Origin of the sequence: Deinococcus detaillensis (assembly GCF_007280555.1) — a bacterium.
Lineage (GTDB): Bacteria > Deinococcota > Deinococci > Deinococcales > Deinococcaceae > Deinococcus > Deinococcus detaillensis.
The window spans coordinates 188,522-211,056 of the sequence record NZ_VKDB01000003.1; the positions used below are offsets into that span (position 1 = coordinate 188,522).

Sequence of the window (22,535 nt, forward strand, 5' to 3'; positions counted from 1 at the left end):
GTTGAGTTAACCGCTCGGCGCTAGCCTAAGGCATGCCCGAACTGCCGGAAGTCGAAACCACCCGCCGTAAAATTGAGCCGCTCTTGGTGGGCCACATCCTCACGCGCATCGAGCACGACGCGCCGCACAAATACACTGACACCCACAAAGCTGAGGGCCGCACCGTGACCGGCATCGGGCGGCGCGGCAAGTATTTGCTGCTGCAACTCGCCGCCGCAGACGCTGCCAGTACAGACGCCGCTGCTGAAGATGAATGGGGCGATTTGGAACTGCTCGTTCACCTCGGCATGACCGGCGGCTTTCGGCTGGAAGCTGGGCCGCACACCCGCGTAACGCTGCACACCGATCAGGGCGCGGTGTATTTCAACGACGCCCGCCGGTTTGGTAAAGTGGCGGTGGTGAGCCGGGGCGACTACGCCGCTTTTCCTACCCTGCATCAGATGGGGCCGGAACCGCTCACGGACGATTTCAAAGAAGCCGAGTTCGTCGAGCTGGCCGCCAGCGCCGGAGCGGTCAAGCCTTGGCTGCTCTCGCAAAAGCCAGTCTCGGGCGTGGGCAACATCTACGCCGACGAGAGCTTGTGGCTCAGCCGCATTCATCCGGCCCAGACCAAACTCAACCCGAGTGAGGCGGGGCGACTGTACGCGGCCATCCGCGAAGTGATGAAGGCGGCGGTGGAGGCGGGCGGCAGCAGTTTGGGCAGCGGTGGGGGTAACTATAGGCAGCACGACGGCGTTTCAGGCCTCTTTCAGCACGAGCACCACGTCTACGGCAAGGCGGGCCAGCCGTGCTCCCGGTGCGGTAGCGGTATCGTCAGGGTCGTGCTGGCCCAGCGCGGGACGCATTATTGCCCGCAGTGTCAAACGCGCAAAGAGCGCTAACGTGGGGGCATGAGCGATTCCAAGCCGTCTTCAGATTTGACTCAGCTGCGCGTTTCGTACACCAAGGGCGAACTGCGCCGCGCAGACCTCGCCGCCTCGCCTTTGGAGCAGTTTCAAGTCTGGTTTGCCGAGGCCCAGCAGAGCCGAGTCATTGAGCCTTACGCCCTGAGCCTCGCCACCGCCAATGCAGCGGGGCGGCCCAGCGTCCGCACGGTGCTGCTGCGCGGCGCAGAAGAGCGCGGGCTGAGCTTTTACACCAATTACGGTTCACACAAGGGACATGACCTCGACGAGAATCCGCAGGCCGAGCTGCTGTTTTTCTGGCCGGATTTGGAGCGGCAGGTGCGGGTATTCGGCTTCGTTCAGCGGGTCAGTGAGGAGGAATCGGCCACCTACTTTCACAAGCGCCCCCGCGAATCTCAACTGGCCGCCCATGCCAGCGACCCGCAGAGCGCTCCAATTGCTGACCGCGACGCCCTAGAAGCCAAACTCAGTGCCTTGGAAGTTCGGTATCCCGAAGGCCAAACCGTGCCCAAGCCCGACTTCTGGGGCGGCTACCGTCTTACGCCCAGCGAGTGGGAGTTCTGGCAGGGCCGAGCGAACCGGATGCATGACCGCTTCGTGTATCTGCGGGCAGGGGAGAGCTGGAGCGTGGAGCGGTTGATGCCGTGAAGGGCGGTGAGTAGAAACAGCGGCCTTGCTCTTTTCGCACTCACCACTGACCGCTCACCGCAACTTCTCCCGCCCCAACCCCGTAACACCTGGTAGGAGGCTTCATGCTGTACCTGTTTTGTTTAATTGTGGGCGGCGGGCTGCTGGCTTTTTCGGTAATCGGCGGCCATGATCACGACTTCAGCGGTGGCGGGGGTGCGGACGCGGATGCGGGCGCTGAACACGGCCTCGGCGAAGTCGCCAGCTATTTTTCGCTGCGGGCCATCATCAGCTTCGTGGCGTTTTTCGGACTGGGCGGATTGGCGGCGCGGGGCCTGGGCCTCGGCGGGCTGACCCAACTCGGCTTCGCGCTGATTTGCGGCTTGCTGGTCGGCGCGTTCGCGGCGGTGGCGTTGCGGCTGGCCCGTACCCGCGGCGAAACCGACACTCACGCCTCCAAACTGGAAGGCCGCGTCGGCAAAGTGCTGGTGGCTCCGGCTTTAGGCCGGCTCGGCAAAGTCGAAGTCACGGTGGCCGGTCAAACCGAGCAGATGCTGGCCCGCAGTGACGACCCGCTGCTGCCCGGCGCGTCGGTGATTGTCATCGGCATAGCCGGCGGCGTGCTGGATGTCCGGGCTTGGGAGCTGCACAGCTCCGTGAGTGAAGGCGGGTGACGCCCGGCGTTCCGAATGCTGCTTCCTTTGCCGCTGCAAACCCCGCTTGATTTCAAGGTGCTGATTCTCAACGCGCCGACGCTTCTCACCAACCCTCAAAGAAGGAATGACTTATGACTGGAACCATCGTTCTCGCGGCCATCGTCCTTTTCGGCATCTTCTTGGTGCTGCTGATGATTCGCACCCTGCTGATCATCGTGCCGCCCAACAAAGTGGTGGTCATCTCTGGGCGCTCGCGTATCACTGCTGAGGGCGACTCGGTGGGCTACCGCGTCATTCGCGGCGGGCGAGCCTTCCGCATACCGCTCCTCGAAAAAGTGGCTTGGATGGATCTCACGACCATTCCGCTGGATCTGCGCGTCGAGAATGCCTACTCCAAAGGCGGCATTCCGCTGACAGTTCACGCGGTGGCCAACGTCAAGATCAACGCCCACGAGCCGCAGCTTTCCAACGCCATCGAGCGGTTTCTCGACACCGACCGCAAACAGCTCACCAACATCGTGCGCGACACCTTGGAAGGCAACTTGCGCGGCGTGGTGGCGACCCTGACGCCCGAAGAAATCAACGAAGACCGCCTGCGCTTTGCCGAGGGGCTGATCGGTGAGGCCGAACACGACTTGGGCAACTTGGGCATCAAGCTCGACACCCTCAAGATTCAAAATGTTTCGGACGCTTCGGGATACCTCGACAGCATTGGCCGCCGCCAGACCGCCGACGTGCTCAAAGAAGCCCGCGTGGCCGAGGCCGAGCGCAACGCCGAGGCCACCGAATCCGAGGCCAAAGCCCGGCAGCGTGCAGAAGTGGCGCAGGCCATCAGCTCTCAGGCCGTGCTGGAACAGCAAAACATGCTCCGTATCCGCACCGCCGAGCTGGGCGCAGTGGCCGCTTCCAAGGAAAACGAAGCCAAAGTCACCGCCGAACGCGCCCGCGTGGTGGCCGAGCAGCAACTCGAGCAGGAGCGCGTGATTCTGAACGCCAAGCGCTACGAAGCCGACGTGGTGGCCCCTGCCCGCGCCCAGCGCGAAGCCAAAATGTTGGAGGCCCAAGCCGCCGCCGCGCCGATCATTGAAGAGGGCCGCGCCAAAGCCGAAGCGGTTCGCCTGATGACCGAAGCCTTTCGGCAAGCCGGTAGCGAGGGCGAGCGGGCCTACATCCTCAACATGCTTCCCGGCATCGTTTCCGAGTTTGCCGGTGCGGTGCGCGGAATGCAGATCGACAAGATCACCGTGCTCGATTCGGGTTCGGGTCAGGCCACCCGCAACGCCATCGGCACTCTGCCCGGCAATATCGTCTCGCTGATCGAGCAAGTCGAGAACGCCACAGGCGTGAATCTGCTGACTGCCCTGCAACTCCGCAGCACGCCCAGCGCCGCGCCGAACGTGCCGGTCAGCTCCGCCAACGACTGAACCACCGTGAGTGAAAAGCCGGAACGCCTGCTGAGGGCGTTCCGGCTTTTCACTTCGCCTCGTTTCCCTTTTGACCCGCCTTTTTCGGGCATGATAAGCAGCATGACCGCTTCAGATCAAAATACGGATATGCCCAAAAACATCTACACCGCTCAGGCCACCGCCAAAGGGGGCCGCGCCGGACACATCATCAGCAGCGATGACCGCCTTGACCTCCCACTCAGTGTGCCCGCTGAAATGGGCGGCGACGGCGGCAGCGGCACCAACCCCGAACAGCTTTTCGCCGCTGGCTACGCTGCCTGCTTTCAGGGCGCGATGGGCGTGGTGGGCCGCCGCATGAAAGTGGACACCGAAGCAAGCGAAGTCACCGCCCAAGTCGGCCTGCAAAAAGCGGGTCTGGCCTTCAAGCTCGACGTGGAACTCCGCGTCAAAATCCCCGGCCTAGACCGCGCCACCGCCGAAGAAGTCGTCAAGGCTGCCCACACGGTTTGCCCTTACAGCGTGGCGACGCAGGGCAATGTGGACGTTCGTTTGGTGGTCTTAGACTAAGGGAGTGTTTGGCGGTGCAAGGGGAGACGAGTGGCTCTTCCCTTCGCCGTTCTCCGGCGCGAATGTAAAGCAGAAATGAACGTCTGAAGGCTCTTTGCGGGGTCGGAATTTCCGGCGTTGATACAGTCCATGAGCCGACTTGGTGTACAATGAACACTGTTGCCTGTACTCCACCAAAGGGAGGCAGGACATAAAGAAGAAGCGGGGCTGAGTGCTCGTCCAGCCAAGCTCGTGAATTCAGTCACAGGAGAAAAGAACATGAAAACCATCATTCTCGGCGCTGGTTACGCGGGCCTCGCGGTGGCGACCAAACTCAAGCCCCACCCCGATCTTGACGTGACCTTGGTGGAGCAAAACCCTTACCACACCTTCGAGACCCGCCTTCACGAAGCGGCGGCCCACAACACCAAAGTGACGGTGCCGCTGGCTCCGCTGCTGCGCGGAACAGGCGTCAAGCTGGATTTGGCGATTATTGCCGAAGTCAACCTCGATACCAAAGAAGTCAAGACCAAAGACGGCCCCACTTACAAGTACGACAATTTGATTGTGGGTTTGGGCTCTGTCACCAACTTCTACCGGATTCCGGGCCTCGCTGAAAACGCCGCCGAACTCAAAGAACTCAAAGACGCCGATCAGATCTTTGGGTATGTCAACCGCACCTTCGACGCGGGCTTCGTCGGCAACCGCGACATCGTGGTGGGCGGCGCGGGCCTGACCGGCGTGGAACTCGTCACCGAGTTGGCCCAGCGCAACGAATCGCTGAGCAAAGCGCGGGGCATTGCGCCGTTCAAAATTTACCTGGTGGAAGCTGGCCCAGCCATTTTGCCGGTGATCGACACGGCGCTCAGGGCCAAAGCGGCCAAGGTGCTCAGCGATTACGGCATTGAAATCCTGACCGGCCACCGCCTGATGCAGGCCACCCCCGACAGCGTCACGGTGCAGACCGCCGACGGCAATCAGCGCGTCATTCCCGCCGGCAAAATCATCTGGACCGGCGGTATTCAGGCCCGCGACATCGTCAAGGCCCAGAACCTCAAAAAAGGCCCCGGCGGGCGCATCGTGGTGGACAAGGAACTGCGTATTCCCGAATACCCCGAAGTGTTCGTGGTGGGCGACATGGGTCTGGCACTCAACGAGCAGGACAAGCCGGTGCCGACCACCGCTCAGCACGCCGGGCAGCAAGGCCGCTTGACCGGCGACAACATCATGCGCCTCGTGCGCGGCGAAGCGCTGCACCCCTACGTGCCCAATACGCTGGGCGAGTTCATCAGCCTCGGCGGCTTGATGGCCGTCGGCTGGATGAAGCTGCCTTGGAACCAAAAGCTGGCCATCACCGGCGGCCTCGCCCACGTGATGAAGCGGGCTTCGGAATGGCGCTGGCGGGCCAGCATCGAGTAAGTAAACTTAAAAAGAAAAAGAGAGTGGGCCGAGTTGCCCGCTCTTTTTTGGTTGATGGCAGGTATGGAATCGGCCCTGCGCCCATCCCTTTGCTAGACTGCTCCGCGTGAACGCCCCGCAGTCCAGCATCCAGCTTATTCTCGGCATCGACACCTCGTGCGACGATACCGGCGTGGGCGTGGTGGCGCTGCACCCCGACGGACGCGCCGAGGTGCGGGCCAACCGCATCTGGAGCCAGACGGTGCATGCCCGCTACGGCGGCGTAATGCCCGAACTTGCCAGCCGCGAGCATGTGGAGCGCATCGACGCCGTGATGGAAGACGCCCTCAGTGAAGCGGGCATCGGCGTGGCCGACCTCGGCGCAGTGGCCGCGACTTCCGGCCCCGGTCTGGTGGGAGCGCTGCTGGTCGGTCTGATGTACGGCAAAGGGCTGTCGCAAGGACTGGGCGTGCCGTTTTACGCCGCTCACCATTTGGAGGGCCACATTTTCGCGGCGGCCAGCGAGGCTCAGACGGCTGAGTTTCAGTTGACGCCGCCCTATTTGGCGCTGGTGGTGTCAGGCGGGCATACCCATTTGTTTGACGTGGTGGCGGAGGGAACGTACCAACTCATCGGCGCGACCCGCGACGACGCGGCGGGTGAGGCCTTCGACAAGATCGCCCGGCTGGCGGGCTTGGGCTATCCGGGCGGCCCTGCCATTGCCGAGGCGGCCAAGTTGGGCAATCCCAAAGGCGTAGCCTTTAGAGAGCCGATGTTGGGCCAGAGCGGCTACGATTTCTCGTTTAGCGGCCTCAAGACGGCGGCGCTGCTGGCTCACCGAGCGGGCGCGAGCGGTTCCGATCTGGCGGCCAGTTTTCAAGCGGTGGCGGTCAAGCACCTGCTCAAAGTCACCTTGCGGGCGGCGGCGAATTTGGGCCGCGAAACGGTGGTGGTGTCGGGCGGCGTGGCGGCCAACTCGGCCCTGCGGGGAGCCTTCGGCGCGTCCGAATTGCGGGCGGTGTTTCCTGGCAAAGGGCTGAACACCGACAACGGCGCGATGATCGCTTTGGCGGCGGCGGCAGCGATCCGTTCAGGCCGAGCGCCGAGCGGCCTAGATGACGGAGCCATGGCTTATGCACCCCTGGCGAACGTTTAGCTGTTACTTATCTCTCTTTTTGCCGCGCAGCACACTTGAGTCTGCCATGCTCAACTCTCTTTGACACTCGGCACTAATATCCGCTTCATTTGCGGCTGCCGGTCAAGCTATACTCTCCTTATATGTTTCGTGTCCTCAACAAGATGTTTGACAACAATCAGCGCGACGTGCAGCGCCTCATCAAGACGGTGGTGCAGCCGGTCAACGCCCTCGAAGAAGAAACCAAGCAGATCGAAGATCTGGCAGCGGCTTTCTCGGCGCTCAGAACCCGGGTCATAGAGGGCGGCGAGAGCTTAGACGACGTGTTGGTGCCTGCCTTTGCCCTGATCCGTGAAGCCAGCCGCCGCTCGATTGGCAAGCGCCACTACGACGTGCAGCTCATCGGCGGCGCGGCGCTGCACGCGGGCCGAATCGCTGAAATGCGAACCGGAGAAGGCAAAACGCTGGTGGCGACTTTGGCGCTGGCCTTCAATGCCCTCAGCGGCAAGGGTGCCCACCTCGTGACCGTCAACGATTACCTGGTGCGGGTAGGCGCGGAAGAAATGGCTCTGCTGTACCGCGCTTTGGGCCTGACGGTGGGCGTGATTCAGCGCGATATGACCCCCACGCAGCGCCAGGCGGCCTACGCCTGCGACATTACCTACATCACCAACTCCGAACTGGGCTTTGACTACCTGCGCGACAACATGTCGCAGAGCCGCGAACAACTGGTGCTGCGGGCCGAAACGCCGCTGCACTACGCCATCGTGGACGAAGTGGATAGCATCTTGGTCGACGAAGCCCGCACCCCGCTGATTATTTCGGGGGCCGCCGAAAAAGCCACCGACCAGTATTATGTGATGGCCAAATTGGTCAAGCGCCTCGTCAAAGGAGAACCCGCCGAGCCCGGCAAGCGCCCCGAGCCGACCGGCGATTACACCGTGGATGAAAAGAGCAAGGGCGTCCACCTGACTGAAGGTGGCATCACCAAGCTGGAGCGGCTGCTCTCGATTGATGATCTCTACAGCCCCGAGCAGATGGAAAAAGCCCACATGATTACCCAAGCGCTGCGGGCCAAAGACATGTATCAAAAAGACACCGATTACATCGTCAATGCCGAGGGCGAAGTGGTGATCATCGACGAGTTCACGGGGCGCAGCATGGCGGGCCGCCGTTACGGCGAGGGGCTGCACCAAGCCATCGAGGCCAAAGAAAACGTCAAAATCGAAAACGAAAACCAAACGCTGGCGACCATCACCTATCAGAACTTTTTCCGCTTGTACGGCAAGTTCGCGGGCATGACCGGTACCGCCAAGACTGAGGAAAAAGAGTTCCTAGACATCTACGGCTCCGACGTGTTGGTGGTGCCGACCAACAGGCCAGTGATCCGCACTGACGGCGAAGACTTGGTGTACCGCACCCGCAACGGCAAGTACACCAACGTGGTCAACGAAGTCGTCGAGATGCACAAAACAGGACGCCCGATTTTGATCGGCACCGTCAGCATCGATACTTCCGAACTGCTCTCGCGGATGCTCAAGGAAGCGGGTGTGCCGCACAATGTGCTGAACGCCAAATATGAGGCGCAGGAAGCCAGCATCGTGGCGCAGGCGGGGCGCAGCAACCAAGTTACGATTGCCACCAACATGGCCGGACGCGGCACCGACATCAAGCTGGGCGGCAACGCCGAATTCCTGCTGGGCGAGGCGCTGGAGCAAAACTTCGGAATCAGCCGCTTTGCTCCCGAAGCCGAGAACTTCCTGGCGGCAGTTGTCCGCAAAGACCCGCAGGCGCTGGCACTCGGCAAAGAAATTCCGGGTGTCACCGACGCCTTCGTGCAGCAGGCCCAGCAACTCAACGACGATATGGAAGCCGACCACACCAAAGTCCAGCAAGTCGGCGGCCTGCATATCATCGGCACTGAGCGCCACGAATCGCGCCGGATCGACAACCAGTTGCGCGGACGCGCCGGACGGCAAGGCGATCCGGGTTCGAGCCGCTTCTTCGTGTCGTTTGAAGACGAACTGATGCGCCTATTCGCCAATGACCGCGTCGTGGGTATGATGGACAGGCTCGGCATGGACGATACCCAGCCGATCGAAGCCAAAATGGTCACCGGGGCCATTGAGAAGGCGCAGGCCCGCGTGGAAGACCGCAACTTCTCGACCCGCAAGCAACTCCTCGAATTCGACAACGTGATGAGCAAGCAGCGCGAGACGGTCTACTCGCAGCGCCGCGAAGTGCTGCTGGGGCCCGACGAGGACGTGGAAGAAAGCGTGGAAGGCATGATCGCCGACTTCGTGGAAATGAAGCTGGCCGAGTTCGCGCCCATCGAATCCGACCACGATGACTGGGACGTGGAAGGCTTGCAAGCCGCTATGCTCGACGCCATTCCGCAGCTCGAGGGCTTTGATTTTGCCAGCCTCAAGACCCGCCCGCCCGAGGAAGCCCACCGCGCCCTCTTGGAAGCCACCGCCGACGCCTTCGACGCCCGCAAGGTCGAAATGGGCGCGGGCACGCTCAACCAGCTCTCGCGCTACGTGCTGCTGCAAGTGGTCGATCAGCACTGGAAAGAGCACCTGCACGGCATGGACGTGTTGCGTCAGGGCATCGGCCTGCGCGGTTACGGCCAGCGCGACCCGTTTACCGAATACAAGTTCGAGGCCACCAACATGTTCAACGAAATGGTGGACACCCTCAAGGCCGAGGTCAGCAAGTTTATTTTCAGAATGCAGGTCGGCGGCTAAAAAGCCCGACGGTTCAACACGCGCCCCAGCCGAATGAAGGTCTGGGGCGCGTGTTTTGGTTGGTCGTTTACTGCATTTGCTGAAGCTGCGCCCTGAGTTCGCTGGTGTCCAGCTCGTCCGTCAGCAGTTCCATATACACCTCGTCAAAGCGCTCTCTGCCCAGCCGCACCGCGCCCGTGCGCCGCCCGATTTCGCGGAAGCCGACTTTCTGATAAGTCCGAATGGCCCGCTCGTTGAAGGCGAACACCTTGAGCATGATGTTGTAAAGGCCCAAGTGAAAGGCTCCGTACTGGCAAATCAGCCGCGTGGCCGCCGAGCCGTAGCCCGCGCCCCAGTCGCGCGGCTGGTAAATGGCGACGCCCAGTTCCGCCGTGCCGCTGCGGTCATCAATGTCGCGTAGGGCCGCGCTGCCGATCAGGGTTTCGGAGGCGTCGTAAATACCGAACATGGTTTGATTCGGTGAGTTCTTGAGGGCCGATTCTAACCACTCGGCTTGCTCGGCCTCGCTGGCCGTGAAGCCGTAACCGCGCAGGTAGGTGGTCAGCTCCAGATTTTGAAACGGCTCAATGATCTGCGGCAAGTCTTCGCGGCGCAGGCGGGCCAAGCTGAAGGCGGCTCCATTGGCTGTGGTTCCGGTCAAGGCGGGGTAAAGGGGCATGGTTTCAGGATAGGGGAGAAGCTGGCGCTTGGCTGACTGATTCATCTTTCAGCGCCCGCAGCCATCTCTCGCACTCGCTTGGACTGCTCAGCCGAACGACTTGCAAATGTGGATACGTGGCGATTTTTGGGGGCATCCGGCGGCGGTTGCGCCAGTGCGTTCTAAAAAACCAAGCCAAAATCCCGTCTTTTTTGAGCAGGGTGCGCCAGTCTTCGCGGTTGCCGTTCCAAAGTTCCTCGCCGCTAGCCATTCGCCGCAGGGTACGCCGCAAGAGTTGCCAGAACACCACCCAGCCCGAGTAATCCAGCCAAACCACACTGTCGGCCCGCGCCCAGCCGATGTCTTGGGCTTTGCTGTAATTGCCGTCCATCACCCAGGCTTCCTGCGCCGTGAAGCGCTCCACCTGCGCCCGAAATTCAGCTAGTGGCGCTTCTTGCCAGTTGGGCAGGTGGTTCCAAGCGTCCTGCTCGGCGTGCGGCACGTTCAAGTGGGCTGCCAACTGCCGGGCCAATGTGGTTTTACCGCTGCCGGTCGTGCCGATGACGAGAACGCAGTGAAGGGGTAAGGGGAGAGGTGCAGGCATCCGGTCAGCTTGCCGCTTACACTTCAGAGCGGCATCCGCCAAATGACTTACCCCAGACTGACCTCATGCGGACTTCAGCGCGGCATACTACCTTTATGACCCTTTCATCTGGCCCCGAGGCGGGAGCGGGCTTTTCCTCTCCCAAGCTGCCCAGCCCGTGGACACTCTCGGCCTTTTGGTTCGGCACCGCTTTTCTGTGGTTGGTGCTGCTGCTGATCCTTATGCCCGCCGAGGTGGTGCGCTTCGTGGGCGACGCCGACAAAGGCAAGTATCTGGGTTTGTTGGGCGGCATCGGGGCAGTGGTGGCGCTCATTTTGCCGCCGATCATTGGCAACTATTCTGACCGCATCGGCAAGCGGCTGCCGCTGATTCGGCTGGGGTTGATCGTCAATCTGGCGGGGCTGGCGGTTATGGGCTACGCCGCCGCCGCCACTGAAGGCTTGACTGGCTTTTGGATTTATGTCTTCGGCTTTTTGCTGGTGCAGTTCGGCAACAACTACGCCACCGCGCCCTACAGCGCCCTGGTGCCGGAACTGGTGCCGGTGGCGCAGCGTGGGCGCTATAGCGGCGTGATGGGCATGTTGCAAGCCGGTGGGCAACTGCTCGGCGGGGTGGCGGCGCTCGTCATCGGGCTGCTGAAATTGCCGGACGTGCTGAGCTACGGCATTATCGGCGTCGTGCTGCTGATCAGCGCCATGATTACTCTGCGCGGGGTACCGGAAACCCAGATCAAGCCCAATCCTGAGGCCCACCGCCAGCGCATGAGCATCGCTCAGCTGTTCGCTTATCAGCCGTTCTTGTGGGTCTTTATTACCCGCGCTCTGTTTGCGCTGGGACAGTACAGCGTCCAGCCGTTTTTACAGTTTTACGCCGGAGACGTTCTGCACCAAAAAAATCCCGGCACCGCCACCAGTCTTTTGCTGATGTCGATTATAACCGCCTCCATCGTCACCGCGCTGATCGGCGGGCGTGTCTCTGACCGGATCGGGCGCAAACCGGTGATTTATGTCGCGGGCAGCGTCATGGCAGTGATGGCGATTGCGCTGCTGTTCGCGCCGAATTTTTATGTGGCGGTGGCCATCGCTATGGTCTTCGGCTTGGGCTTCGGGGCTTTTAGCAGCGTGGACTGGGCGCTGGGCAGCGACGCCATGCCCAGCAGCAGAAGCTACGCCCGCGACATGGGCATCTGGCATGTGGCCTTCGTGGGGCCGCAACTCATCGAAACGCCGCAGGGCGCACTCCTCGACTGGGGCAACGCGCAGGGCGGTAATCTGGGTTACACCATTGTGTTCGGCATCGCCGCCGCCTGTTTCGTGCTGGGCGTGCTGCTGGTGCGTAACGTACCGGAAACGGTGAAGACCCATTCTGCCGAGGCAACCACGAAAGCCTGAACAGAGATGTAAACCACCCCGCTTTAAGCTTAAAAAATCTGAAGCTGGCCTTTACCCGGTGAGGCAGCTTGCAAAGTTTACTTTGAGCTTGGGGTGACAATTAAAACATGACCAATTCTGATCAAGCCCAACCGACCCGCGAAGAAGGCGTCCAGACGATTGCCAAACTCGTCAAGGGCATCAAGTTTGCCATGATGGCCTTTACCACCGAGGCGGGACACATGCACTCGCAGCCGATGACCACCCAAGAGCAGGAATTTGACGGCGACGTGTGGTTTATCGGCAGCAAGAAATCCGACTTGGTACGCAGCGTAGCCGCAAAGCCGCAGGTCAATCTCTCGTACTCTGAGTCTGGCAAGGGCTACGTCAGCCTCTACGGCGACGCCGAGCTGATCGAGGATGCAGCCAAGCTCGACGAGTTGTGGAGCGACATGTACAAAGCCTACTTTCCGGAAGGCAAAACCGATCCGGATATTCAGCTCGTCAAAGTGGAAGCCAAGGGCGCACACTACTGGGAGAGCGACGGCAAGTTGCAGGGCCTCTTTCAAATGGCCAAAGCCGCTGTGACCGGCAGCCGGCCCAATCACGGCGACAGCGCCAGCGTAGAGCTGTAAACCTCAGCAAAAGCTCTGGCCCCTGCCGACTGGGTGGGGGCTTTTGCTTTGGAGCCGTTTCGGTGGAGCCAATAAAAAAGGCCCCCCCCACACTGGAGACGGGCCTTCTGAGCGGGTTGTTTAAGCCAGTCCAGCTTCGCTCAGAAAGGCGTTCATCTTGACAATGCTAAAGCCGCTGAGGCTGGCGGCGGTGTCGCCGTGAACCAAAGTGGGCACGCTGCGTTTGCCACCGTTGACGCTCATCACGATCTGGGCGGCGTCCTCGACTTCCTCGATATTGATTTCGGTGTAAGCCAGACCTTTGTTGTCCAAAGCGCGTTTGGCGGCCTTGCAATCGGGGCACCAAGTGGTTGTGTACATTTTGATGGGTTCGGTAAGCATGACCTCACTGTAAAGGCTCGTGCCACAACCTGTAAGGTAAGGGCTTACAAATCTGGTTTTGTGGCTCGCCCCGCCGCTTGTTAGGCGGAGCATGAACGGCCGCCGCCACAAAAAAGCCCACCCCGCAGGATGGACTTCAATCTTCAACGCAGGACAGCTTGAGCTGTTTAGACGTTGACGGCTTCCGTGCTGACTGGCTCAGGAGCGGCGGCCTGCGGCGCAGTCTGGACAGCCGCGTCGGCGGGCTGAGCAGCGGCCTCGGCAGCGCCGGCATCAGGGCTGATGTCCGTCTGCGGAGCCAAGTCGCCGTGTTCGCCGCCGGGTTTGCGCCCGACTTTGGGAATCATGATCATGTTCATGTCCATGCCCATCATGTTGGGCGGACTCTCCGGCTGACCGACCTCCGCGAGGGTATCGGCGACGCGGTGCAAAATGCGCTCGCCCAACTCGGGGTGGGTGCGTTCGCGGCCACGGAACATAATCGTGACTTTGACTTTGTGGCCTTCCTCGAGAAAGCGCTTGACGTGGTTGGTCTTGGTCTTAAAGTCGTTGGCGTCGATTTTGACGCGGAACTTGATGGCCTTGACTTCCTGCGAGCGTGCCCGCTTGCGGGTGTCTTTCTCGTTTTGCTGCTGCTCGAAGCGGAAACGACCATAGTCGAGTAACTTGCAGACGGGCGGCACAGCCTGAGGACTGACCATCACGAGGTCTAAATTCTGCTCGCGGGCCATCGTTGCAGCTTCTCTGGTGTCAATGATACCGATCTGCTCACCCTCGGCACCAATCAGGCGAATCTGGCGAACCCGAATCTGGTCGTTGACTTTATGATCTTTCGCTATAACGCATCACCTCCGCCGCGCCCTGCTGCGTTCTACGCTGTCTGCGTGGAGAGCGGGGCGGCTTGTCTTGGAGCTGAATCTTGGCGGAACGGCCCAACGAATTCGGGCCAGTGAGATTCAGCGGACTCGTCATTTTAGCACGGCGGGGCGTAGCCGCTAAGAGGGAGACGCTGCTTTTCGCTGGCGTTTTGACCGCCGAGTTTGGGTCAGCGTCCATATACCTGGCCTGTATGGCTGCCGACTGCCTCCGAGCGCACCGCAACTCGCCCCAGCTTCCCCCAGTGTATGTGAAACGGATGTGAGAATATTCACGCCTCTGAACCTTCCCGGCTTGTGATCCGCGCTAATCTGACCTTCATCATGTCCGCTTCTGCTGCTCAATCTGCTGTGCCCGCCGCGAGGCATCTCTACCGCCTCGGCCCCCAAGCCGCCCGCGATCTCAGCCGTGAAGTGCTGCTGCCCGATGGTCTCGGCGGCTTTGCTCTCAGCAGCCCCGCTGGCGTGCCGACCCGCTGCTATTCGGGCCTGAGTGTGGCCCACCGCCCGCCGGGTGATCGCCGGGCGATGTTCGTGACTGCTTTGGAAGAACTGCGCGTCGGTGAGCAGCGCTGCGCGTTACATGCTTTCGAGGTGGCCCCCGATACGCTGGAAGGGCAGGGCCTCAGTGTATTGAGCGGCGTGACTTTGCGCGACCTGCTGCCGGAGCGCGAACAACTGGCGCTGGGCGTCCGGATTCGGCGGCGCAGCGTGGTGCCCCGGCAATCCGGCACGCTGATTTTGCTCTACGACATTGAGGCCCCGCACCTCAGAGCAGGCGAGGAAGCCAGCCTCACGCTCGGCGGCGTGCTGGTTGACCGGGACATGCACCATGTTCACCGAGACACCCCGCAGCTCGGCTTCGAATGCTTGGCAAGTGAGGTGCGCGTTCACGGCGAGGCCCACCAGACCCGCATCCGTCTGCATTCCGGCGGCGCGGAAGTGAGCGCATTGGCCGTCCAGCCCACGCCGCAGCGCCTGCATTACCGCTTGGAAGCGGCACGCGGCGCACCCGCCACCGACCGGGCGGTGCGGGCCGACTTCTGGGAGATCAAGCTGCGGCCCGGCCTCAACCGTTTGGCGCTGGTGATTGAAGGATCGCCGGTTCACATTGATGACCCCTGGGCCGCTTACGACACCGAAGCCCAGCGGCGAGCTTTGTTGGTGGACAGCGCTTGGCAAGCCAGCGGCGTACCGGACGATGTGGTGGCAACTTTGGCGGTGGCCGCCGACGCCTTTTTCGTGCAGCGGGGCAGCACCCAGAATCTCAGCGTGATCGCGGGCTACCCCTGGTTTGCCGATTGGGGCCGCGACAGCTTGATCGCTTTGCCGGGCCTGAGCCTGAGCACTGGGCGCATTGAGGAGGGATTGGGCGTCCTCGACACCTTCTCGTCGTCGCTGCGCGGCGGCCTGACCCCCAACAACTTCTTTGACGACGGGCAGGGTGCGGGCTACAACACGGTGGACGGCTCGCTGTGGCTGGCCACCTCGCTGGAAAAAGTGGTTCACCACACCCAGAATCCCAACTTGGCCCGCATCGCCCTAAGTACCATTCGCGGCATTTTGCGCGAGTACGCGGGCGGCACCGCTTACGGCATCGGCATGGACGCCGCCGACGGCCTGCTGAACGCCGGCGAAACCGGAGCGCAACTGACCTGGATGGACGTCAAAATTCACGACTGGGTGGTCACGCCGCGTCATGGCAAGCCGGTGGAAATTCAGGCGCTGTGGATTTCGGCGCTCAGTGCCGAGACGCGCCTGAGCCGGATACTGGGAGAGCTGCCCCACTTCGGCGAGGTGCTGGGGGCAGCTCAGTCCTCGTTCTCGGTGTTCTGGAATCCCAAGACCGGCTGCCTCTACGACTTCTTGGGCCGCGCTGGAGCCAACGCCCAGCTTCGCCCCAATGCCCTGATCGCGCTGGCTTTGCCGGATACACCGGCCACCCCGTCGCAGATTCGCACGGTGCTGGACGCTGCCAGCCGCGAGCTGCTCACCCCGCTGGGCCTGCGGACGCTCAGCCCACTCGACCCCGAATACGTCAGTCACTACGGCGGCGACCGCTTGGTGCGCGACGCCGCTTACCATCAGGGCACCGTCTGGCCCTGGCTGATGGGCGCGTACACCGACCTCCTGCTGCGCCAGGGCCAGGTCGCCGAGGCCCGCGCCGCGCTCTCAGGCTTGCTCGGCCACCTGTGGGAAGCCGGGCTGGGTTCGGTCAGCGAGGTGATCAGCCCTGACGATCTGGCTCCGGCGGGCTGCCCTTTCCAAGCCTGGAGCGTGGCCGAGGTGCTGCGTGCCCACATCGCTGTGAGCTTGGCCGAGCAGGCCCTGAGCCTTCCAAGGGGGCTGAGCATCCAGACGCCCGAAGATGCCGTGCCGAGTCCTGAGCAGGCTGAGCTCCCCGGAACACCCCAACCGACGCCCCGCGTGGCCCGTCCCGTGCGCGGCGGTGCCAAAAGCCAACCGGCTGCGCCGCCGCCGAGCGATTTGATTGGCGGTTCCACTTTCGGATCGGTGAGCCTCAGCGGCGGCCTGATCAACATGGCGTCGGTGGCGGGGCCGTTGCCGGAACTTCGGGCATCTGACGTCCCCGGCCCCCTCTCTCTTGCCGGAGAAGATTTCCCTATGCCGAGCCTGGACAGTCCAGCACAGGCGGCTCAAGGTGAAGTTGCTCCGAGTAAACGCAAACGCGGCAGCACCGAAGCTGCTGGGGAGAAGCAGCCCAGCAAAGTCCAAACCAGCAAAGTTCAACCCAGTAAAGTCCAGCCGGGTAAAAAGCAAGCCAAACAAGACGCCGTCAGCTCCGTCACCTCGCCGACGTTGGACGAAGCGCAACTGAGCGAGCTCAAAAGCCTCACTGACTTCTTGGAGATGCCCGACTTGACCAGCTTTCATCTGCCGCCAGTCGAGCCGCCAAAAGAGCGCTCTACAGGCAAGCCCATCCAGCCCAACCCTGCGATGAGCGTGGAAGACCCCGACGTGATCGAGCCAATGACTTGAGCGTTTGTGCCCTGCCCGTTTGACGCGCCGCACTGAGCCGTCTAAAGTGAAGGTGTCATGGCTACACTTATTCCGGTTGCACGGTGACGCTGAGTTTGCCGCCGCAGGCCACCCAAGTGGGTCTAGCGGTGGACGTCGCTGCGTTCGCTATTCACGAGGGCAAGCTTCACGCTCTGCTGATCGAGCGGGCCACGCTGCCGCACCTGCAAACTTGGGCGCTGCCCGGCGGCTTCGTGCATGTCGGTGAAGAACTGCACGAAGCCGCCCTCAGAGAACTGCGCGACGAAACCAGCATCGAACTGGAGCCGCGCCATCTCGAGCAGTTTTATACGTTCGGCGCGATTGGCCGCGATCCACGCGGGCGCATCGTCAGCGTGGCGCACTTGGCGGTGTTGCCGTACGGCACGGTGCATGTGATGGGCGGAGCCACCACCCTTCACGCCGATTGGTTTCCCGCCCACGCGCCGCCGCCGCTGGCTTTTGACCACGCGGTGATCTTGGGGCGGGCCATCAAGCGCCTGCAATTGCGGCTGGAGTACGCCAATTTGGCGCTGGAATTTTTGGCCGAAACCTTTACCCTGCCCGAATTGCAAGGCGTCTACGAAGCGATTTTGAACCGGGCACTCGACAAGCGCAACTTCCGCAAGCGCTTGCTGGCGCAGGGCATTTTGACGCCCAGCGGTGAGCGCCGCAGCGGCGTGGGGCGGCCCGCTCAACTGTATAAGCGGGCCAAGGGAACGCGCACCGGGCTGCTGTAGGGAGAGTCGGCCCCCCTACAAATGTCTTTACAAATACTGCCGGTGATCCGAGAGCATGCAGCGGTCTTGAATGACCTCGATGCCGTTGGCGCTCAGTTCGGCGGCCACCGCGTCGTCTTTGATGCCGAGTTGCAGCCAAACCACCTTGGGCAGCGGATTCATGGCCAGAATTTCTGGCAGGTGGTCGCGCACCTTGTCGCTGCGGCGAAAGATTTCCACCACGTCGACGGGCACGCTCAGCTCCGTCAAGCGGCTGACCACCGGATGCCCGAAGGCTTTGGCCTGGCGCGAGGCCAGCGCCGGATTGACGCCGTAGACTTTGTAGCCTTGGCGCTCCAAGTATTCCGGCACGTAGTGGGCAGGCTTGGCGCTGTCGGCGTGGTAGCCGATGACGGCCACCGATTTGCTGTCTTCTAGCACGCGCACAATGGCTTTGGGATCAGTCAGGATGGTCATCTTGGCTCCTTAGTGCTGGGAGAATTAGAGCTGTGCAAAGGCGTGCTGCGCGGCGCTGAGCGTGAAGTCTAAATCGGTAGGGGTGTGGGCCGCCGAAACGAAGATGCTTTCAAACTGCGAGGGTGCCCAGTAGACGCCGCCTGAGAGCAGCGCCTGAAACCATTTGCCGAAGGCGGCGGTGTCGGCCCGCGCCGCTTGGCCGTAATCTCGCACTTTGCCTTCCAAAAAGAAAGCCGTGAGCATGCTCCCGATCTGGTTGACGGTCAGCGGCAGGCCGGCTTGCCCGGCGAGGTCGCGCAGCCCTGAGCCCAGCGCGGCGGTGTAGCGCTCAAGCCGCTGATAGATTTCGGGGTCGCGCTCAAGTTCGCCGAGTGTCGCCAGCCCCGCCGCCATGGCCAGCGGGTTGCCGCTGAGCGTTCCGGCTTGGTAAACCGGCCCCACCGGAGACACGAAATCCATGATATCGGTTCGCCCACCGTAAGCGCCCACCGGCAGGCCGCCGCCGATGATTTTTCCCCAGCAGTACAAATCGGGTTTCAGGCCCAGCAGCCCAGAAGCACCTTTTAATGACAGCCGAAAGCCGGTCATCACTTCGTCGGCCACCAGCAGCGCTCCAGATTCGCGGACGCGGTTGAGCGCGGCCACAAATTCGGCGCTGGGAATCAGCACGCCCGCGTTGCCCACCACCGGCTCAAAGATAACGGCGGCGATTTCATGGCCGCGCTCACGCATGATGGTGTCCAAGCCCGCTGGGTCGTTGTAATCGGCCACCAAGGTCAGCGAGGCGTATTCCGGCGGCACTCCGGCGCTGCTGGGCGCGGCCTGACCGAGCTGATCGGCGTTGGTCATCAGCCCGCTGCCCGCTTCCACGAGGAGGGCGTCGGCGTGGCCGTGATAGTTGCCCCTGAATTTAAGGGTGTACTTCCTGGCGGGGTCGTTGCTGCCGGTAAAACCGCGTGCCAGCCGCAGGGCGCTCATGGTCGCCTCAGTGCCGCTGCTGACGAATCTCACCTTGTCCACCCCGGTGATGCGGGTGACGAGTTCGGCCAGGAGCACCTCGCGCTCGTTGGGCGCACCGAAACTGGTGCCGTCTTGGAGCGCTGCGGCCACCGCTTCCCGCACGGCAGGATGGTTGTGGCCCAAAATCATCGGCCCCCACGAGCCGATGTAATCCAAATACTGCTTTCCGTCGGCGTCGGTCAGGCGGGGGCCGTCGGCGCGGGCGATAAAGCGCGGGGTACCGCCCACCGATTTGAAGGCCCGCACCGGCGAATTGACGCCGCCGGGAATGACTTTTTGGGCACGCTCAAAGAGAGCTTCAGAGACGGGAACGCTGGGCAGAGTGGGCGCGGCGGTCAAAGGGCGCTCCGGCGGGTGAGAAGCAAATTCATGACTTCACGTTACGCCGCCGAGCGAGCGGTGAAGAGCGAGAAGCCCACAGACTCGGCGCAGATGAGCTTAGATGAAGGGAGCCGCAATTTAAGCCTGCGCCGCGCCGTCCACATCTTCTGCCACTTCTTCTTCGGGCGCACCGTCTTCCGCTTCGGCCACAGCCCGCTTTTTGACTTTGCCGATTTCCTTGACCCGTCCCGAGAACAGCCGCGTGACTTCCAAGTAGTTGGGATGCGCCCTCACGTCTCCGGCGGGGCCATTGGCGGCTTTGGCAGGCACGGAGCGGTTCGGGGGAGCTGGTGCTTGAACGGCTTGCGTTTGGGCGGCGGGCGGGGGCGTGGCCCTTTGCTGAAGTGCTCCCGGCGGTGCGGCGCTCAGTTCCACCGGCCCGCCGAGGTCGTCCCAGTCGGGTTCTTGACTGACCTCGAGCGGAATATACAACTCGCGCTCATGGTTGGCTGGCGGCGGTATTGGGCGCTGACCAGGAGCGGCCACCGGGTCGGCGGCGTGGCGTTGGGCCTGTGGGCGGCGCTCCGGCAGTGGGGCGGGCGCGGCGTCGTCGGGCGAGGCGGGCAGGGGCGTGATTGGTAAAGGAGCAGGCCGAACCGGGTCAGGCCTCGCGGACGCAGGTTGATTTGGTGTCGGACGGGTTTGACGGGCGCTCGGCTCAAAGTCAGGCAAGTCGGGCAGTTCCGGCGCGTCTGGTTCACTGGCTGGCTGATCAACAACTTGCTCAAGCGGCGCAAGCGTGGCCGCGCTGCTGGCGCTGCGGGCATTTGCAGATCCGGGACGGCGTCCAGTCGGCGCGAAGTCGGGGATGTCGTCTAAGGCGGGTGCGGGCGCAGCTTGGCGCGGAGGCGGAGAGGTGGGTTCAGGGGCTTGCGGTGCTGGCGCGAACGGGGCAGCGCCGCTATCCGGCCCGCCGAGTTTGAATTTGCGGTTGTGTTCGGGTGAAATCAGTTCAAAGGTGACCGGGCCGAAGACGCGCAGCACCAACTGGCCGACTTCATCAAACTTTTGATACACCTGTTTGGCGTGAAAATTACCGCGTGCATCGTAGCTCAGACTCACATAGCCCGCTTCGGCCTGCATCCGGGCAGGCTTGAGGAAGGCCCGCATCTGCATATTGGCCGCTCCGATCACGTCAGCCCAGTTGCCGCTCGGGGTGCTGGGCGGCGTGATTGGCGCGACGCGTGACGCTACCGCTCGGCTGGCAGGCGCGGCGTTGCGGCTGCCCAGATCAGCGTCCAGCGTTTCGGCGGGCATGGCTGCGGTAAAGTGAGCCGTACTTGGGCCGGCCGCCCGCAGCGCCTTGACTTCCTGCTCCAGCTTGGACAGGCGGGCGGCGTCGGCGGCACTCAGGCCAGCCGCAGAACTTCCCACTCCATTTTGGGTTTGCCGAGGCGCTGAAGTGTTGCTCCCGCTTCCCTCTCCAGCGATCAGCGCGTGGGTCAGCGCCAACTCTAAGCTGAGTTGATCGGCTCCGCGACTGAAACGGGCTTCCTGAGCGTCCAGCGCGGCTTGCAGTCTCAGCAGGCGCGGCACCTCGGCCCCCTCTAGTTTCTCGCCCTCCAAGCCCAGCTCGGCGTGAAGCGCTTCGCTCAGCGCCGACACCAGGCCCTCCACCACCGTGCGGGCAGCGTAGCCGTCGCGGTAGAGCTGCGCCGCCCCCTCCAGCAGCGGCCCAGCGTCCAAGTTGACCAGCGCGGCGGCCATCTGGCGCACCCGCTCGGACGGCGGCAGACCCAGCGCGGCTTCCACGCCGCTGCGGGTGATCATCTGACCGGCCGCCAGCATCCGCTCCAGCAGGCTCTCGCCGTCGCGCATGGCTCCGTCGGCGAGGCGGCCCATTAAGTTCAGCGCTTCCGGTTCGGCCTGCGCTCCTTCCTCGGTGACGAGTCCGGCCAGCTTCCCGGCGATCTCAGCCGCCGTCAGCCGCCGAAAGCGGTAATGCTGGCAGCGCGACAAGATGGTGGGGATGATCTTTTCCGGCTCAGTGGTCGCCAGAATGAAAATCACGTGCTCGGGCGGCTCCTCCAACGTTTTGAGCAGGGCATTGAAGGCCGCCCGCGACATCATGTGCGCTTCATCGAGGATGTAGATTTTTTTGCCGCCGCGCATGGCGGAAAGCCCCACTTTCTCGCGCAGGTCGCGCACGTCGTCCACGCTGTTGTTGCTGGCGGCGTCGATTTCCAGCACGTCCGGATGGCTGCCCGCCCGCACGCTCAGGCAGCTTTCGCACTCGCCGCAGGGCTTTTTGCCGGGGGCTTGGCAATTGGCGGTCATGGCAATCAAGCGGGCGGTGGTGGTTTTGCCCACGCCGCGCGGCCCCGAGAATAGGTAGGCGTGACCGACGCGGCCCGCTTCCAGCGCCGAGCGCAGCACGTCTTTGACATGTTCTTGGCCCACCACCTGTTCCCAGTTGATGGGCCTTGCCCGCTGATAAATGGCGCTCACGGCTTCAGTTTACGGCTCAGCCCAGCAGCGGCGCAGTGAGGGAGGGCAGGGTGTGGTCTCACAGGCGCGGTTGGCCCGCCGTTTGGGGCGTTGTCATTTGAGGCGGCGGCGTCTGACCGGCAGTGGGCAGCTTGGCCGCCTCGCCGCGCCACTGGTAAACGCCGACTGCGCCCACAATCAGCAGGGCCAGCAAAATGAAGCTGAGCCAGTCATTGAGGTGAGGTCCAGCGGCGCGGAACTTGGTGGGCCGAGCGGCGGCGCGGGGAGCGCTCCTTTTAGAAGCGGGCGATTTGGAAGCGCCTTGGAGCGGACTGGGCTTGGCGGCAGCGGGGGAGGCTGCTGAGGCGGTGTTGGTGGCGGTCAAGCCGCCCGTGGTCGGCGTCACCACGGTCACCGACACGGCCTTTTTCTGGCGCGGTTTGCTGGCCCGCTTGGGCTTGGCCGCGCCGCCCGCTTCCAAGTCAGTCATGCGGCCCCGCCGGAGCGGCAGGCAAAAGGGGAAAAACCAGTTCTAAGCTCATCACAGAATCAGCATAACCGAATCTGCCTT

The 22,535-nt window shown here is 62.7% G+C and carries 20 protein-coding genes; 12 read left to right on the top strand and 8 right to left on the bottom strand.

The window, feature by feature from the left end:
- Nucleotides 1-32: 32 nt before the first annotated feature.
- From FNU79_RS04935 to secA, 8 genes are all read left to right on the top strand, one after another.
- Complete coding sequence (locus tag FNU79_RS04935) at nt 33-881, top strand: DNA-formamidopyrimidine glycosylase (RefSeq protein WP_143719777.1); 849 nt, start codon at nt 33-35, stop codon at nt 879-881.
- A 9-nt stretch (nt 882-890) separates the two neighbouring features.
- Nucleotides 891-1,553 (top strand): pyridoxamine 5'-phosphate oxidase, encoded by a 663-nt coding sequence (gene pdxH, locus FNU79_RS04940; protein ID WP_143719778.1) that lies wholly within the window; start codon nt 891-893, stop codon nt 1,551-1,553.
- 104 nt (nt 1,554-1,657) lie between these two features.
- Nucleotides 1,658-2,206 (top strand): NfeD family protein, encoded by a 549-nt coding sequence (locus tag FNU79_RS04945; RefSeq protein WP_143719779.1) that lies wholly within the window; start codon nt 1,658-1,660, stop codon nt 2,204-2,206.
- 113 nt (nt 2,207-2,319) lie between these two features.
- On the top strand, nt 2,320-3,612 hold the full coding sequence (locus FNU79_RS04950) for a flotillin family protein (RefSeq protein ID WP_143719780.1): 1,293 nt from the start codon (nt 2,320-2,322) through the stop codon (nt 3,610-3,612).
- 102 nt (nt 3,613-3,714) lie between these two features.
- Complete coding sequence (locus tag FNU79_RS04955; protein ID WP_225429888.1) at nt 3,715-4,161, top strand: organic hydroperoxide resistance protein; 447 nt, start codon at nt 3,715-3,717, stop codon at nt 4,159-4,161.
- Nucleotides 4,162-4,419: 258 nt separating this feature from the next.
- Complete coding sequence (locus FNU79_RS04960; RefSeq protein WP_143719781.1) at nt 4,420-5,559, top strand: NAD(P)/FAD-dependent oxidoreductase; 1,140 nt, start codon at nt 4,420-4,422, stop codon at nt 5,557-5,559.
- A 106-nt stretch (nt 5,560-5,665) separates the two neighbouring features.
- Complete coding sequence (gene tsaD, locus FNU79_RS04965) at nt 5,666-6,694, top strand: tRNA (adenosine(37)-N6)-threonylcarbamoyltransferase complex transferase subunit TsaD (protein ID WP_225429889.1); 1,029 nt, start codon at nt 5,666-5,668, stop codon at nt 6,692-6,694.
- A 122-nt stretch (nt 6,695-6,816) separates the two neighbouring features.
- Nucleotides 6,817-9,420 carry a preprotein translocase subunit SecA gene (gene secA / locus FNU79_RS04970; protein WP_143719782.1) on the top strand — a complete coding sequence of 868 codons (2,604 nt, stop codon included), beginning with the start codon at nt 6,817-6,819 and terminating at the stop codon, nt 9,418-9,420.
- Nucleotides 9,421-9,487: 67 nt separating this feature from the next.
- On the opposite strand, the gene FNU79_RS04975 is transcribed toward secA, so the two are convergent.
- On the bottom strand, nt 9,488-10,078 hold the full coding sequence (locus tag FNU79_RS04975) for a GNAT family N-acetyltransferase (RefSeq protein WP_143719783.1): 591 nt from the start codon (nt 10,076-10,078) through the stop codon (nt 9,488-9,490).
- Nucleotides 10,079-10,082: 4 nt separating this feature from the next.
- Nucleotides 10,083-10,661, bottom strand: coding sequence for a P-loop NTPase family protein (locus tag FNU79_RS04980; protein WP_143719784.1), 579 nt, complete (start codon nt 10,659-10,661; stop codon nt 10,083-10,085).
- Between the two features lie 95 nt (nt 10,662-10,756).
- On the opposite strand from FNU79_RS04980, the gene FNU79_RS04985 reads away from it, so the two are divergent.
- Together FNU79_RS04985 and FNU79_RS04990 are read left to right on the top strand one after the other, a co-directional pair.
- On the top strand, nt 10,757-12,052 hold the full coding sequence (locus tag FNU79_RS04985) for an MFS transporter (RefSeq protein WP_143719785.1): 1,296 nt from the start codon (nt 10,757-10,759) through the stop codon (nt 12,050-12,052).
- 107 nt (nt 12,053-12,159) lie between these two features.
- A complete protein-coding gene (locus tag FNU79_RS04990) occupies nt 12,160-12,666 on the top strand; it encodes a pyridoxamine 5'-phosphate oxidase family protein (RefSeq protein WP_143719786.1) in 507 nt (168 codons plus the stop codon).
- Nucleotides 12,667-12,786: 120 nt separating this feature from the next.
- Here FNU79_RS04990 and FNU79_RS04995 read toward each other — a convergent pair whose 3' ends face one another.
- Together FNU79_RS04995 and infC are read right to left on the bottom strand one after the other, a co-directional pair.
- Nucleotides 12,787-13,047: a glutaredoxin family protein gene (locus tag FNU79_RS04995; protein ID WP_143719787.1), complete on the bottom strand. Its 261-nt coding sequence runs from the start codon at nt 13,045-13,047 to the stop codon at nt 12,787-12,789.
- Between the two features lie 167 nt (nt 13,048-13,214).
- A complete protein-coding gene (gene infC / locus FNU79_RS05000; RefSeq protein ID WP_143719788.1) occupies nt 13,215-13,886 on the bottom strand; it encodes a translation initiation factor IF-3 in 672 nt (223 codons plus the stop codon).
- A gap of 360 nt (nt 13,887-14,246) precedes the next feature.
- On the opposite strand from infC, the gene FNU79_RS05005 reads away from it, so the two are divergent.
- Both FNU79_RS05005 and FNU79_RS05010 read left to right on the top strand, forming a co-directional pair.
- Nucleotides 14,247-16,922 (top strand): amylo-alpha-1,6-glucosidase, encoded by a 2,676-nt coding sequence (locus tag FNU79_RS05005; RefSeq protein WP_143719789.1) that lies wholly within the window; start codon nt 14,247-14,249, stop codon nt 16,920-16,922.
- A gap of 83 nt (nt 16,923-17,005) precedes the next feature.
- Entirely contained in the window at nt 17,006-17,680 is a 675-nt protein-coding gene (locus FNU79_RS05010) for an NUDIX hydrolase (protein ID WP_143719790.1), read from the top strand.
- Nucleotides 17,681-17,707: 27 nt separating this feature from the next.
- Here FNU79_RS05010 and FNU79_RS05015 read toward each other — a convergent pair whose 3' ends face one another.
- The 4 genes from FNU79_RS05015 to FNU79_RS05030 all read right to left on the bottom strand — a co-directional run bounded on the left by FNU79_RS05015 (nt 17,708) and on the right by FNU79_RS05030 (nt 22,454).
- Nucleotides 17,708-18,136, bottom strand: coding sequence for a CoA-binding protein (locus FNU79_RS05015; protein WP_143719791.1), 429 nt, complete (start codon nt 18,134-18,136; stop codon nt 17,708-17,710).
- A 24-nt stretch (nt 18,137-18,160) separates the two neighbouring features.
- Complete coding sequence (gene hemL / locus FNU79_RS05020) at nt 18,161-19,495, bottom strand: glutamate-1-semialdehyde 2,1-aminomutase (protein WP_143719792.1); 1,335 nt, start codon at nt 19,493-19,495, stop codon at nt 18,161-18,163.
- A gap of 120 nt (nt 19,496-19,615) precedes the next feature.
- Nucleotides 19,616-21,985: a DNA polymerase III subunit gamma/tau gene (gene dnaX, locus FNU79_RS05025; protein WP_143719793.1), complete on the bottom strand. Its 2,370-nt coding sequence runs from the start codon at nt 21,983-21,985 to the stop codon at nt 19,616-19,618.
- A gap of 58 nt (nt 21,986-22,043) precedes the next feature.
- Complete coding sequence (locus FNU79_RS05030; protein WP_143719794.1) at nt 22,044-22,454, bottom strand: hypothetical protein; 411 nt, start codon at nt 22,452-22,454, stop codon at nt 22,044-22,046.
- Between the last annotated feature and the right edge of the window lie 81 nt (nt 22,455-22,535).

What these genes read in the sequence shown, in the direction of transcription:
- FNU79_RS05030 (WP_143719794.1), bottom strand. Translation starts at nt 22,454, where the DNA reads ATGACTGACTTGGAAGCGGGCGGCGCGGCCAAGCCCAAGCGGGCCAGC.
- FNU79_RS05005 (WP_143719789.1), top strand. Translation starts at nt 14,247, where the DNA reads ATGTCCGCTTCTGCTGCTCAATCTGCTGTGCCCGCCGCGAGGCATCTC.
- FNU79_RS04945 (WP_143719779.1), top strand. Translation starts at nt 1,658, where the DNA reads ATGCTGTACCTGTTTTGTTTAATTGTGGGCGGCGGGCTGCTGGCTTTT.
- FNU79_RS04985 (WP_143719785.1), top strand. Translation starts at nt 10,757, where the DNA reads ATGACCCTTTCATCTGGCCCCGAGGCGGGAGCGGGCTTTTCCTCTCCC.
- FNU79_RS04975 (WP_143719783.1), bottom strand. Translation starts at nt 10,078, where the DNA reads ATGCCCCTTTACCCCGCCTTGACCGGAACCACAGCCAATGGAGCCGCC.
- FNU79_RS04950 (WP_143719780.1), top strand. Translation starts at nt 2,320, where the DNA reads ATGACTGGAACCATCGTTCTCGCGGCCATCGTCCTTTTCGGCATCTTC.
- pdxH (WP_143719778.1), top strand. Translation starts at nt 891, where the DNA reads ATGAGCGATTCCAAGCCGTCTTCAGATTTGACTCAGCTGCGCGTTTCG.
- FNU79_RS04955 (WP_225429888.1), top strand. Translation starts at nt 3,715, where the DNA reads ATGACCGCTTCAGATCAAAATACGGATATGCCCAAAAACATCTACACC.
- FNU79_RS04980 (WP_143719784.1), bottom strand. Translation starts at nt 10,661, where the DNA reads ATGCCTGCACCTCTCCCCTTACCCCTTCACTGCGTTCTCGTCATCGGC.
- secA (WP_143719782.1), top strand. Translation starts at nt 6,817, where the DNA reads ATGTTTCGTGTCCTCAACAAGATGTTTGACAACAATCAGCGCGACGTG.
- FNU79_RS05015 (WP_143719791.1), bottom strand. Translation starts at nt 18,136, where the DNA reads ATGACCATCCTGACTGATCCCAAAGCCATTGTGCGCGTGCTAGAAGAC.
- FNU79_RS04935 (WP_143719777.1), top strand. Translation starts at nt 33, where the DNA reads ATGCCCGAACTGCCGGAAGTCGAAACCACCCGCCGTAAAATTGAGCCG.
- FNU79_RS04990 (WP_143719786.1), top strand. Translation starts at nt 12,160, where the DNA reads ATGACCAATTCTGATCAAGCCCAACCGACCCGCGAAGAAGGCGTCCAG.
- FNU79_RS04960 (WP_143719781.1), top strand. Translation starts at nt 4,420, where the DNA reads ATGAAAACCATCATTCTCGGCGCTGGTTACGCGGGCCTCGCGGTGGCG.
- FNU79_RS04995 (WP_143719787.1), bottom strand. Translation starts at nt 13,047, where the DNA reads ATGCTTACCGAACCCATCAAAATGTACACAACCACTTGGTGCCCCGAT.